This is a genomic window from Aliarcobacter vitoriensis (assembly GCF_003316695.1).
Taxonomy (GTDB): Bacteria; Campylobacterota; Campylobacteria; order Campylobacterales; family Arcobacteraceae; genus Aliarcobacter; species Aliarcobacter vitoriensis.
In genome coordinates this window covers 62219-74745 of sequence record NZ_PDKB01000004.1, presented here as the reverse complement: position 1 = coordinate 74745, position 12527 = coordinate 62219, and the positions used below count along the sequence as shown (strand labels likewise).

The following is a 12527-nucleotide window of genomic DNA, read 5'->3' as shown; positions in this document are numbered from 1 at the left end:
AAAGTATTAAAACTTATGAAAGAAGAAAAAAAAGAGATGAAAGAGATAAAATTTGATTTAGAAGTTCAAAGAGAAGTTGCAAAAATAGGTATGACTGCTACTTTAGGTGCAACTGTTGTGACATCAATGTTTATGAAAAATTCTGTTGCAAAAAAAACTCATATTGTTGCAGGAGTAGCTTTTTGTGGTTTTGCATTATGGCATCATATGCTTTATCAACCAAAAAAATCAAATAAAACTAAAGAAAAATTACCAAATATTTTATCAAAAACACCTACAAAATAATCTAAGTTCTTGTTAATTATTTTTTAGATAGAATCCAAAAATTATTGAAGGAAAAATTAGATGAATAAAAGAGTTCTTGTTAAATTTTCAGGAGAAGCATTAGCTGGGTCTGAAGGTTATGGAATAGACACAAAAATATTAGATTACATAGCAAATGAAATTAAAAGTTTAGTTGAATATGGTATTGAAGTTGCTATTGTTATTGGTGGTGGAAATATAATTCGTGGAGTTACAGCTGCTGCTGATGGTGTTATTAAAAGAACAAGTGCTGATTATATGGGAATGCTTGGAACTGTAATAAATGGTGTTGCGATGCAAGAAGCTTTAGAATATAAAGGATTAAGTGCAAGGCTACAAACAGCAATTAAAATGGAAGAAATAGCTGAACCATTCATCGTAAGAAAAGCTATGAGACACTTCGAAAAAGGAAGAGTTGTAATATTTGGAGCAGGCACTGGTAATCCTTACTTTACTACTGATACAGGTGCAACATTAAGAGCTACAGAAATTGGTGCTGATTTACTAATAAAAGCAACAAAAGTAAATGGTGTTTATGATAAAGACCCTATGAAATTTACTGATGCGGTAAAATTAAATACTTTAAGCTATGATAGAGCTTTAGAGGATCACATTAAAGTTATGGATGATACAGCAATTGCACTTGCAAAAGACAATAAACTCCCAATAGCTGTTACAAATATGAATGAAGAAGGAAATTTACTAAGAATCGTAAAGGGTGATTATAGTAGATGTTCTATTGTTAAATAAGTTTAAAAGGAAAATTTTATGGAAAGATTAGAAGAAAGAATTTCAAGAGCTTTAAAGCAAGTTGATAATGACAGATATATTTTGGCTATTGCTGTTGGACAAAGAGCAGATGAGTTAAGTAAGGGTGCAAAACCACTTTTAGAACAAAATACTCAAAAAATGAAATATACAGATATTGCTATAGATGAGATAGCAAGTGGACTTTTAAAAATTGAAGGTTTAATACCTAACAAATAAGTTAAATCTTATTTCAAGTAAATTATATGAATCAATTTTTTAAAGAAGTACAAACCATCAATACTATTGACGGTGCTATAAATAAATTAAAAAGTCAAATTGATATTTCAGATAAACTTTATGAAATTATTAATTTTATTATTGAAGCACATGAAGGTCAATTTAGAAAAAGCGGTGAACCCTATAGTGTACATCCAATATTAGTTGCAACTGTTACTTCAAGCTTCTCAAAAGATGAAGATGTCATTGCAACTGCCCTACTTCATGATGTAGTAGAAGATACTGCTTTTACTTTAGAGTATGTTGAAAGTAAATGGGGTAGCAATGTAGCAAATATGGTTAAGGGGCTTACAAAAGTTGCTGATATTAGAGAAGAAAACTTTGTAACTTCAAAAGATTCTACTGATTCAAAAATAATTTCAGCTGCACTGACTTTTAGAAAAATGCTTATTGCTTCTGTTGATGATCCAAGAGTTTTAATAGTAAAACTTTGTGATAGACTTCATAATATGCTTACTTTAGGTGTTCTTCAACCACACAAACAAAGAAGAATAGCAGAAGAAACTTTGGTTGTTTATGTTCCAATAGCAAATAGATTGGGTATTTCTACACTTAAAAATGAACTTGAAGATTTGTCATTTTTCTATATTTATCCAGAGGAATATAAAAAAATAAATGATTTTCTAAAAGAGCATGAACAGTCTATGCAATTAAGTTTTAATAACTTTATAGCTGTAACAAAAACTCTTTTAGAAAAAAATGGATTTGACATAAATAAAATTAAAATCTATTCAAGAATTAAACATCACTATTCGATATATCTAAAAATGCAAAGAAAAGGCATTACTATTGATGAAGTGCTGGATTTATTTGCTATTAGAATTCTTGTTGAAAATGACATTGACTGTTACAAAGCATTAGGTCACATTCATTTAGAGTTTAAACCTTTAGTCTCAAGATTTAAAGATTATGTTGCAACTCCTAAAGAAAATGGTTATCAAACAATTCATACAACAGTTTTTTATAACTCTAAAATTTATGAAATTCAAATTCGTTCATTTGAAATGAATAAAGTTGCAGAATATGGAATTGCAGCTCACTGGGTATATAAAAGTGGTGCCAAAAATTCTACAAACTTAAATTGGCTTAAATCCTTAGAATTTTCAAATGATAATATTGAAGAGTTTTATTCAGATGCAAAAGAAAACTTATTTAATGATGAAATTATAGTATATTCTCCAAAAGGAGAAGTATTTATACTTCCTATTGGCTCAACTGCATACGATTATGCTTTTGCTATTCATACGGATGTAGGAGAAAAAGCTATTTCATGTTATATCAATAAGATAAAAAAGCCTCTTTTAACAGTTTTGAAAAGTACTGATATTGTATCTATTGAAACTGGAGAGGAAACAATTGCAAGATGTTCTTGGGTAGATATGTTAAAAACTCCAAGAGCAAAAAAACAACTTAAAATTCTTTGTACTCAAAGACAAAAAGAGATAGATAAACTATCTGGAAGAAACATTATTAATACGGTTTTTTCAAGATATTATGAAAATATAGTTGAAGTTTACCCAATTGAAAACTTATATAAAGTTCCTCAAGTTCTTAGCTATTTTAAACACTCAAAGTTACTTTTAGAAAAAAAAGTAGCAAAAGATAAAGGTTTGATGGCTAGATTTAAAATATTAACTAGTAAAATAAAAGAGTATAAATTTGATAATATGCTAATTTACTCAAATTTTAGTATAAATTCAATATCTTTTGAACACTGTTGTCATCCTAAATTTGGAGATGATATTGTTGCTTTTAGAAATGGAAATGAAGCAATAATTCATCATAAAATGTGTGATAAAGCATATTCGAAAATCAAATCAAATCATCAGATGTTATTTTGTACATGGACAAAAAATAGCGTATTTAAATATAAAATGTTAATTAGTATTCCAAATACAAGAGGTCAATTAGCAAAGGTATTTAACTATTTATCTACAAATGAATTTTATATTTTATTTGTATCATTTGGAAGACAAAAACATACATACAACCAATATTGCGAAATAGAATTTGAAACAAATATATCAAATATCGATGAAGTAAAAAGAATAGTTGAGAAAAATATTAAAGTTATAGAATTCTTCTCTTCAAAAGATGCATATAATAAATAAAGGTTTAAAAATTATGGAAAATAAGATTATAGAAGCAATAAATGAAATAAAAAGAGGAACAGCTGAAATAATAGATATTGAAGCTATTGAAAAATTAATAAAAAGATATTTTGAAACTGGAGAAAATTTTTATGTAAAGGCTGGATTTGATCCAACAGCTCCTGATATTCACATTGGACATACAGTATTAATACAAAAATTAGCAACTTTTCAGAAATTTGGAGGGATTGTACAATTTTTAATTGGAGATTTTACAGCAACTATTGGAGACCCAACAGGGAAAAGTGAAACGAGAAAAATATTAAACACAAAGCAAGTTTTAGAGAATGCTGAAACATATAAAGAACAAGTTTTTAAGATATTAGATCCAAATAAAACTCAAGTTGTATTTAATAGCCAATGGTTAAATGAACTTGGAAGTGCAGGAATAATAGCACTTGCTTCAAATTTAACTGTTGCTAGAATGCTCGAACGTGATGATTTTTCAAAAAGATATAGTTCAAACACTCCAATAGCAGTTAGCGAATTTTTATATCCATTACTTCAAGGATATGATTCAATAGCACTAAAAAGTGATATTGAGCTAGGGGGAACAGACCAAAAATTCAATCTTTTAATGGGAAGAACTCTTCAAAAAGCTTATGATATGAAGAAACAACAATCTGTCTTAATGATGCCAATTTTAGAAGGACTTGATGGTGTTCAAAAAATGTCAAAATCTTTGGGTAATTATATTGGTGTTACAGATGAACCTTTTGATATGTTTGGAAAAGTTTTATCTATTAGTGATGAACTTATGTGGAGATATTTTGAACTATTATCATCAAAATCTATAAATGAAATTGAAGATATTAAAAAAGGTGTTGAAAATGGAACTTTACACCCTAAAAAAATCAAAGAAGAACTAGCTTCGGAATTAGTTGATAGATTTCATGGAATTGGAGCAGGAGAATTAGCAAAGCAAGAATTTGAAAAAGTTTTTGCAAAAAAAGATATTCCAACAGATTTAGAAGAGTTCATCTTTGAAGATGAAATATGGATTTGTCAAGCTTTAGTTGATAGTAAATTAGTAGATTCTACTTCTCAAGCAAGAAGAGATATAAAATCAAATGCTGTTTCAGTTAATCAACAAAAAATAAGTGATGATAAACTAAATTTAACTAAAGGCGAGTATATTTTACAAAAAGGTAAAAAAAGTTTCGCTAAGATAGTAATAAAATAAAAAGGGCCTTTGTGAAAATAGGAAAATATGATATAAAGTATCCAATAATTCAAGGTGGAATGGGTGTAGGAATAAGCTGGGATCAACTTGCTGGACATGTTAGTTTAGAAGGTGGTTTAGGTGTGATTTCTGCTGTTGGAACAGGATATTACAAAAAGTTAAGTCCAAAAGTTGAAATAATAACAAGAAAAGATAAACCAAAAGATGTTATAAATTTTTATAGTAAAGATGCTTTAAAAGAAATTTTTGAGAATGCTAGAAAAATTTGTGGAAAACTTCCTCTTGCGGCAAATATTTTATATGCTATAAATGATTATGGAAGAGTAGTTCGTGATGCTTGTGAAGCTGGGGCAAATATTATTATTACAGGAGCTGGAATTCCTACAAATATGCCAGAATTCACAAAAGATTTTCCAAATGTAGCACTAGTTCCTATTGTATCAAGTGCAAGAGCATTAAAGCTTATCTGTAAAAAATGGCAGAGATACAACAAAATTCCTGATGCAGTAATAGTTGAAGGACCTTTAAGTGGTGGTCATCAAGGATTTAAATATGAAGACTGTTTTAAAGAAGAGTACCAACTTGAAAATATTGTTCCACCAGTAATTGAAGAAGCAAAAAATTGGGGAAATATTCCAATAATTGCTGCAGGTGGCGTTTGGGACAAAAAAGATATTGATAAATTTTTAGAAATGGGTTGTGCTGGTGTTCAAATGGCAACTAGATTTATAGGAACACATGAGTGTGATGCTGATGAAAAATTTAAAAATGTTCTTATAGATGCTAAGAAAGATGATATAGTTTTGATGAAATCTCCTGTTGGACTTCCAGCTCGTGGAGTAAAAACGAATCTTCAATTTTCAATAGAGAATCATACTGCACCAAAGGTTCAATGTATTTCAAACTGTGTTGCACCATGTAATAGAGGTCATGAAGCAAAATTAGTAGGATACTGTATTGCTGATAGATTAGGTGCTGCATATAAAGGTGATACTGAAACTGGACTATTCTTTTCTGGTTCAAATGGTTATAAAATTGATAAAATAATATCTGTAAAAGAGTTAATGAAAAAATTGACTAAGGGAGAGTAGTTATTTTAATTAGATTCTTTATTTGTTTAATTTTATTTTTTAATATATCTCTTGCTTCAAGCTTAGAAGAGCAATATAAAGAAGCAAGGATAGAGTTTTTAAAGTCTTCTCTTAAAAAAGATGAAGGTCAAAAAATAAAGGATTTAGAAAGAATTATAAATTTAGGTAAGAAACTAAAAAAAGACACAAGACCTGATGAAGAAAAACTAAAGGTTTTAAATAAAAGAAATGTACCATTATCAAAAAGAGTAGAGTCTAAAACAACAACTCAACAAAATAATAAAATAAATCAGAATACTAAAACTCAGGTTCAACAAACAAATCAAAATAAACAAGCTAATATTATGCACTCTATAAAATCTGTGAATACTTCACAAGATTCTATTATAATCGATTTTAATGTTGATATATCAAAAAGTGATATTAAATTTTTTGAGTTGAAACCTTCTCCATTATACAGAGATGTATTTGATATAAAAGGGTATTTTAAAGATGCTCTTGCAACAAAATTATCAATTCAAGGAGAAGAACAGATAACTATTGGGCAATTTCAACCAGATGTTTTAAGAATAGTTATTTCAGGACAAAATAATCCAGATACATCTTACAGTCTATCAAAAAGACAACTTATTATTGATGTAAAAAGTAAAACAGTTAAAAAAGAGGATACAAAAGTTCAACAATCAAATCAAGTTGTTACTCAACAAGTAGCAATTAAAGAGGATAATAATTTTATTGATACAATAAATGCTATTCGTTTAATAGAATCAAACAGTAATACAATTAATGTAAAATTCAATAAGAAAATAACTCAAAAAGATATAAAATATACAAATATTAAGCAAAGTGGAAATTTTGAATATATTTTTGACATAACAGGGCAATATAAGTTCGCTAATCCTATAAAATTATCTTTGGATAATATTGATAAAGTTATAACAACACAAAATAAAAATAGTGTAAGAATAAGATTTATAAATAAAAATTCTGCTCAAATAAAATATAATTTAATAAATAATGAGTTAATAATTGAAACAACATCTACAAAATCAACTTCAAATCCTACACAACAAACTATAAATCAAGTACAAAATACAACACCAAAAAATGTAAAAAACAAAGTTATAGTTATCGATGCAGGTCATGGAGGAGATGATGTTGGAGCAGTTGGTCCAAATAAAAGATATGAAAAAATTGTCAATCTTGAGGTTACAAAATACCTTGAAAATATTTTAAAACAACGTGGTTACAAAGTTTATCTTACAAGAACAACTGATAAATTTATAAAAGTTATGGATAGAACAGTTTTAGCAAATGAAAAAAATGCTGATCTATTTATATCAGTTCATACAAACTCTATTACTAAAGAAAAAGCAAATACGACAAGTGGAATAGAAACATTCTTTTTAAGCCCAGCAAGAAGTGAAAGAGCAAAAAGAGTAGCAGCTCTTGAAAATAAATCAGATATTAGAGAAATGAATGAAAGTTCAAAAAATGTTTTCTTAGAGAGTCTTAATCGTCCAAGAATAACTGCATCACATAAATTTGCAATAGACGTACAAGCTGGGCTTTTACAAGCTGCTAGAACAAAATATAAAGATGTAAAAGATTCAGGTGTTAGAGAAGGACCATTTTGGGTTCTTGTTGGAGCACAAATGCCATCAATTCTAGTGGAACTTGGTTATATTTCACATCCTGAGGAAAGTAGAAGATTATATGAAAAAGAGTATCAACAACTACTAGCTAATGGTATTGCTAATGGTATAGACTCTTACTTTCTAAAAAACCCTTAATATTTTTTATTAGATTTTCTTGTTTTTTCTTTATTTTTGGGAGTTTTTTTAAAGAGAAAAATTTTACTTTAGAATTTTCCCAAGAAAGATACTCTTTTTTAAGAATATCTTTCTCAAAATATTTATTAATTCCTTCTATATTAGAACTATTTACTAGCCAAATACCAATATCTTTGTCTTCATTTATTTGTTCAAAGTACTCTTCAAAAAGTGCAATATCAACACTTATAGAACTCTCTTCAAAGACTTCTCTTTTTGCACATTCAAAAGCACTTTCATTTCTATTTTTACTACCTTTTAAACAACCCCATCTTGCTTGACTTGCAACACCCAAACACAAAAGAATCTTTATATCCTTTTTATCCACTAAATATGGAACAATACCATAAGTTTTAACATTACTCATTTTTAAAAAACCTAAATATCTTGAATTTTTTTTACATATAAATAAGACGAAATAATAAACCAAACTAGCAAAGGAACTATTATTGAAAACTCAGGAATCAAAACTCCTGAACTTGTAATTTTAAATAGAAAAAAGAATACTCCCCAAATTACTAAAGTTCCAAATACTCCAAATGACACAAATTTTCCTAAATTAAAAAATCTACTATTTAAAGAAGCATAAGCAAATATTAGAAACAATAATGGAATAACAAAAAATGGAATAAACACTTGATTATAAATATTTGTTCTTATCTTTTGGGTATTTACACCTTGTTGTTCAAGGAGTATCCAAGCACTTAAAGCATCAAGTAAAGAGTAATCACTTTTTGTTTCATAAACATTATTTAAAATTTTTGGTTGAAAGCCTTCTAATGTATGTAAAAACTTCTCATTTCTAACTGTTAGCTGAGAGTTTTCATCTATATTTTTAGGTTTAGATATAATTTTTGCATCTATTACATACCATCTATTATTCTGAAAATAAGCTTTTTGAGCAATTATAGTTTCTATAATATCTTCATCTTCAATTTTATAAATATGTATATTTTCAGCTTTTTTTTCCAAAGGAAATAGTTTTTGGAAATATACAAAATGTTCATTATATTTTAAAAAAATATCACTTTTGGTACTAGAAAAATACTCATTATCCAAAATTTTTCTTTTTTGTTCATAAGAGTATGCTAAAGGAGTCATTTGTAAAATAATCAATGAAATAAGTAATATAAAAGATAAAGTTACAATAGGAGAGAAAATATCTTTTCTTTTAGCTCCCAATGCATAAAAAGCCACAAATTCATTATTTTTTATAAATGTTATTAAAGTTACAATCCAAGCAAAAACAATTGATAATGGCAATGCTAAAGTAAGAGTAAAAAAACCATTATAAAATATATATAAAAGTTGTAAATTTGCAGAAGTTGGTACAGATTTAAAATTTTGTAAAAAATCAATCCCTACAAAAAAGACCTCTAATGATATTAAAACTATAAGAAAATTTCTTATATATTTTGTAAGAAGATATTTTGTTAATGTACTCATATTTTACTTCAATGTATACTTAGATTTTACTTCATCAATATCAAACTCTTTTAAAGCTTCAATTGATGTAATAATATGTGGAATAATTCTACTATAAAGTTCTTCTAACTCTTCTTTAGAAAAATTACTCAAAACATAATTTGCAACATCTTCTTTATCTTGTGGTTTTCCAATCCCAACTCTAACTCTTATATAATCTTTACCTATATGGCTATCAAGTGATTTAAGTCCATTATGTCCACCATGTCCACCACCAATTTTAAATTTAATTGCTCCAAATGGTAAATCTAAGTCATCATGTATAATAATAATATTTTCTAAATCAATTTTATAATACTCTTTTATACTATGGACTGCAACGCCAGAGTTATTCATATATGTAATTGGTTTAGAAAATAGATTATAAGCTGATTTTTGTAAGTTTGATTGAAAATTTGGATTGTTTATATTTGAAGTATTCAGATTTTTAGTTATTTCATCAATAACTAAAAACCCAATATTGTGTCTTGTTAACTGATATTTATCACCAATATTTCCAAGACCAACAATTAAATACATATTTAATTATTTAGCTTTGATAACACCAACAACTGGTACTCTAGGGTCTAAATAACAATCTACTGTTTCTGGTAAAGTAATATCTCTAATTAAAATATTATCACCTGTATCTAAGTTTGTTACATCTAATGTTATACCATTTGGAAGATCTTCAATTTTACATTTAACTGGAATTCTTCTTGTATGAAGCATTAAAAGACCTTTATTTTTAAGTCCTTTTGCACTTCCTGTTGTAAAAACTGGAATTTTATACGAAGTTCTAACACCAGCTTGAGCAACCATTAAATCAACATGTAATAAATCTGAAGTAATAGGACATTTTTGGTACTCTTGAACAACTACTTTTAAAGTGTTTCCACCTACTTTTACATCAAAAGTAACAGTAGTTTTGTTTTTCAAATATTTAATAAACTCATTTCTTTTAAATGCAGCAGAAATATTTTCTAAACCTTTACCATAAATATTTGCAATTAAATATCCATCTTTTCTTAAAGCTTTAACAGCTGGTTTTGTTATACTATCTCTTACGATACCCTCTAACATAGTCATCCTTTATTTTGATTTTAAATTGAGTCGGGATTATATAAAAGCTTTACTAAATCTTTGATTAAAAGGTTTATTTATAGTTTATTAATACTCTTTTAGATAGAATATTTACTAAATTTTAAAATCAATAAGGTGAAAAATTATGGTATTACTTGATGGAAAAGCCCTATCTGCAAAAATAAAAGAAGAAGTAAAATTTGAAGTTGAACAAATTGTTAAAGATAAAAAAATAACTCCAGGACTTGCTGTTATTTTAGTTGGAGATGATGCTGCAAGTGCAACTTATGTTGCGAGTAAAGAGAAAGCTTGTAAAGATGCTGGTATTTACTCTGTTGTCCATAAAATGCCTTCATCTATAACAGAACAAGAGTTACTTGAAACTATAAATATGATGAACAATAATCCAAAACTTGATGGTATTTTAGTACAACTTCCTCTTCCAAAACATATAGATACAACAACCGTTTTAGAAAGTATTAATCCACTAAAAGATGTTGATGGTTTTCATCCTTATAATGTTGGAAGAATGGTATCAAATTTAGATTCTTTTTTAAGTGCAACTCCATTTGGTGTTATGAGAATGTTTGAAGAACATAAAATTGATTTAAGTGGTAAAAATATTGTTGTGATTGGAAGTAGTGATATAGTTGGAAAACCTATGGCTTCTCTTTTAATTAATGCAAAAGCAACAGTAACAGTTTGTAATAGCCGAACTAAAGATTTAAAATCTCACACAAAAAATGCTGATATTGTAATTATTGCTGTTGGAGTTCCTTATTTATTGAAAGCTGATATGGTTAAAGATGGAGCAGTTGTTATTGATGTTGGTATAAATAGACTTGAAAATGGAAAACTTGTTGGTGATGCTGATTTTGAAGGGTTAAAAGAAAAATGCTCTCATCTTACACCAGTTCCAGGAGGAGTTGGACCTATGACTATTGCTATGTTACTTAAAAATACAATAAAAGCTGCAAATTTAAGAGAAAAAAGAGAAGCAAAATAGATGTTAAAAAAAATTTATAACTGGTCATCTTCTTGGACTGGAACTATCATAATTGTTTTAGCAATTATATTTTTTATTGCTCAAGCATTTGTAATTCCAAGTGGAAGTATGAGAACTACACTTTTAGTTGGTGATATGCTTTTTGTTAAAAAATTTTCTTATGGAATACCAACTCCTACTATCCCTTGGGTAAATGTAAAAATTCTTCCAGATTTCAATGATAATGGTCACTTAATAGAAGGAGTTAGACCACAAAGAGGTGATATTGTAGTATTTTTTGCTCCTCAAAAAGCCCTAAATGATGGAAGATTACCAGAAGGAACTCACTTTGTAAAAAGAGCTGTTGCTGTTGGTGGAGACACAATATTTTTAAAAGATAAAAATTTATATCTTCATCCAAATGAAGGAAATGACTTTGTAAAAGAACATTTTAGCAACTATGAAACAATACAAATAGGTGAAAAACTTTTTGTAGTAAATCCATATGAAAAAGAGTTTCAAGGTATAAGAAAAAATCCCGATATTATAAAAGGATTTTTTCATCAAGAGTTATTTGATATGCAAATCACTACTATTCCTGATGATGAATTTTTTATGATGGGAGATAATCGTGACTATTCAAATGATTCAAGATTTTGGGGAACAGTTCCATATAAAAATGTAGTTGGAAAACCTTGGTTTATATATTTTTCTTGGGACAAAGATTACAAAATAAGATGGGATAGAATGTTTAAAACTATTCAGACTATTCAAGATGAAACAATTTTTGATATGAATTTTAAAGAAGATAGCAAAGGAATCTACTAATGAAATATTTTATAGCTGCTGATCATGCAGGAATAGAGATAAAAGCTTTCATAAAAGATTTGTTTGAAAAAAAAGGTCATATAGTTGAAGATTTAGGACCTTTTTCAAAAGATAGAGTTGATTATCCTGATTTTGCTGCACTTGTTTGTAAAAAAGTTTTAGAAAATGATGGTTCATTTGGGATTTTGATTTGTGGAAGTGGAATTGGCATGAGTATGGCTGCAAATAAATTTGATGGCATTCGTGCAGCACTTTGCCACAATGAATATAGTGCAACAATGGCTAGACAACACAACGATGCAAATGTGATTTGTCTTGGTGAGCGAGTTAGTGGTGAAGGCATTATAGAAGCTATCATAAATGCTTGGGATAAAGCAAAATTTGAAGCTGGAAGACATACTCAAAGAGTTGAAAAAATAAATGCTTTAAGTAAAATTGGAAGTTGTAGAGTATAAAAAAGGATTTATTATGAGTGATTGGCAAGTTTATTTAATGATGGCTGTGATTGTAGGAGCTATGCTTTTTGCTCATAAACTAATGTTTTTTGATAAAAAAGACAAG

At 27.9% G+C, this 12527-nt stretch carries 14 protein-coding genes; 10 read left to right on the top strand and 4 right to left on the bottom strand.

Going from position 1 to position 12527, the window contains the following annotated elements; translation table 11 throughout:
* The first annotated feature begins 15 nt into the window (after positions 1–15).
* The 7 genes from CRU91_RS03170 (at position 16) to CRU91_RS03140 (ending at position 7567) form a co-directional block, all read left to right on the top strand.
* A complete protein-coding gene (locus tag CRU91_RS03170; protein WP_235826935.1) occupies positions 16–285 on the top strand; it encodes a hypothetical protein in 270 nt (89 codons plus the stop codon).
* A 60-nt stretch (positions 286–345) separates the two neighbouring features.
* On the top strand, positions 346–1053 hold the full coding sequence (gene pyrH, locus CRU91_RS03165) for a UMP kinase (protein ID WP_113893313.1): 708 nt from the start codon (positions 346–348) through the stop codon (positions 1051–1053).
* Between the two features lie 18 nt (positions 1054–1071).
* Entirely contained in the window at positions 1072–1290 is a 219-nt protein-coding gene (locus CRU91_RS03160) for a DNA-directed RNA polymerase subunit omega (RefSeq protein WP_113893311.1), read from the top strand.
* 26 nt (positions 1291–1316) lie between these two features.
* Positions 1317–3461 carry a RelA/SpoT family protein gene (locus CRU91_RS03155; protein ID WP_113893309.1) on the top strand — a complete coding sequence of 715 codons (2145 nt, stop codon included), beginning with the start codon at positions 1317–1319 and terminating at the stop codon, positions 3459–3461.
* A gap of 13 nt (positions 3462–3474) precedes the next feature.
* Positions 3475–4683 carry a tyrosine--tRNA ligase gene (tyrS, locus tag CRU91_RS03150; protein ID WP_113893473.1) on the top strand — a complete coding sequence of 403 codons (1209 nt, stop codon included), beginning with the start codon at positions 3475–3477 and terminating at the stop codon, positions 4681–4683.
* A gap of 11 nt (positions 4684–4694) precedes the next feature.
* Positions 4695–5774, top strand: a complete 1080-nt coding sequence (locus CRU91_RS03145) for a nitronate monooxygenase (protein WP_113893307.1) — start codon at positions 4695–4697, stop codon at positions 5772–5774.
* A 344-nt stretch (positions 5775–6118) separates the two neighbouring features.
* The gene (locus tag CRU91_RS03140; protein WP_113893305.1) at positions 6119–7567 is read left to right on the top strand and encodes an N-acetylmuramoyl-L-alanine amidase family protein; all 1449 of its coding nucleotides are present in this window, start codon (positions 6119–6121) and stop codon (positions 7565–7567) included.
* Here the strand turns inward: CRU91_RS03140 and CRU91_RS03135 are convergent.
* The 4 genes from CRU91_RS03135 to CRU91_RS03120 are packed head-to-tail and all read right to left on the bottom strand — an operon-like array spanning position 7530 to position 10153.
* Entirely contained in the window at positions 7530–7973 is a 444-nt protein-coding gene (locus tag CRU91_RS03135) for an NUDIX domain-containing protein (protein ID WP_113893304.1), read from the bottom strand. The genes CRU91_RS03140 and CRU91_RS03135 overlap by 38 nt on opposite strands.
* 11 nt (positions 7974–7984) lie before the next feature.
* Positions 7985–9052, bottom strand: a complete 1068-nt coding sequence (locus CRU91_RS03130; protein ID WP_113893303.1) for an LptF/LptG family permease — start codon at positions 9050–9052, stop codon at positions 7985–7987.
* Between the two features lie 3 nt (positions 9053–9055).
* On the bottom strand, positions 9056–9610 hold the full coding sequence (pth, locus tag CRU91_RS03125; protein ID WP_113893301.1) for an aminoacyl-tRNA hydrolase: 555 nt from the start codon (positions 9608–9610) through the stop codon (positions 9056–9058).
* A 6-nt stretch (positions 9611–9616) separates the two neighbouring features.
* On the bottom strand, positions 9617–10153 hold the full coding sequence (locus CRU91_RS03120) for a 50S ribosomal protein L25/general stress protein Ctc (RefSeq protein ID WP_113893299.1): 537 nt from the start codon (positions 10151–10153) through the stop codon (positions 9617–9619).
* 145 nt (positions 10154–10298) lie between these two features.
* Here CRU91_RS03120 and folD point away from each other — a divergent pair, with 145 nt between their 5' ends.
* Genes folD through rpiB form a run of 3 tightly spaced genes read left to right on the top strand, consistent with a single transcriptional unit; the run spans position 10299 to position 12421 of the window.
* A complete protein-coding gene (folD, locus tag CRU91_RS03115) occupies positions 10299–11159 on the top strand; it encodes a bifunctional methylenetetrahydrofolate dehydrogenase/methenyltetrahydrofolate cyclohydrolase FolD (RefSeq protein ID WP_113893297.1) in 861 nt (286 codons plus the stop codon).
* The gene (lepB, locus tag CRU91_RS03110; protein WP_113893295.1) at positions 11160–11966 is read left to right on the top strand and encodes a signal peptidase I; all 807 of its coding nucleotides are present in this window, start codon (positions 11160–11162) and stop codon (positions 11964–11966) included. It abuts the gene before it with no gap.
* Positions 11966–12421, top strand: a complete 456-nt coding sequence (gene rpiB, locus CRU91_RS03105) for a ribose 5-phosphate isomerase B (RefSeq protein ID WP_113893293.1) — start codon at positions 11966–11968, stop codon at positions 12419–12421. Before lepB ends, rpiB begins: the two co-directional genes overlap by 1 nt.
* Positions 12422–12527: the final 106 nt, after the last annotated feature.

Bases quoted from the DNA above. Each gene is read 5' to 3' on its own strand.
- folD (WP_113893297.1), top strand. From the start codon at position 10,299: ATGGTATTACTTGATGGAAAAGCCCTATCTGCAAAAATAAAAGAAGAA.
- pyrH (WP_113893313.1), top strand. From the start codon at position 346: ATGAATAAAAGAGTTCTTGTTAAATTTTCAGGAGAAGCATTAGCTGGG.
- CRU91_RS03155 (WP_113893309.1), top strand. From the start codon at position 1,317: ATGAATCAATTTTTTAAAGAAGTACAAACCATCAATACTATTGACGGT.
- tyrS (WP_113893473.1), top strand. From the start codon at position 3,475: ATGGAAAATAAGATTATAGAAGCAATAAATGAAATAAAAAGAGGAACA.
- pth (WP_113893301.1), bottom strand. From the start codon at position 9,610: ATGTATTTAATTGTTGGTCTTGGAAATATTGGTGATAAATATCAGTTA.
- CRU91_RS03160 (WP_113893311.1), top strand. From the start codon at position 1,072: ATGGAAAGATTAGAAGAAAGAATTTCAAGAGCTTTAAAGCAAGTTGAT.
- rpiB (WP_113893293.1), top strand. From the start codon at position 11,966: ATGAAATATTTTATAGCTGCTGATCATGCAGGAATAGAGATAAAAGCT.
- CRU91_RS03135 (WP_113893304.1), bottom strand. From the start codon at position 7,973: ATGAGTAATGTTAAAACTTATGGTATTGTTCCATATTTAGTGGATAAA.
- lepB (WP_113893295.1), top strand. From the start codon at position 11,160: ATGTTAAAAAAAATTTATAACTGGTCATCTTCTTGGACTGGAACTATC.
- CRU91_RS03120 (WP_113893299.1), bottom strand. From the start codon at position 10,153: ATGTTAGAGGGTATCGTAAGAGATAGTATAACAAAACCAGCTGTTAAA.
- CRU91_RS03170 (WP_235826935.1), top strand. From the start codon at position 16: ATGAAAGAAGAAAAAAAAGAGATGAAAGAGATAAAATTTGATTTAGAA.
- CRU91_RS03130 (WP_113893303.1), bottom strand. From the start codon at position 9,052: ATGAGTACATTAACAAAATATCTTCTTACAAAATATATAAGAAATTTT.
- CRU91_RS03140 (WP_113893305.1), top strand. From the start codon at position 6,119: ATGCACTCTATAAAATCTGTGAATACTTCACAAGATTCTATTATAATC.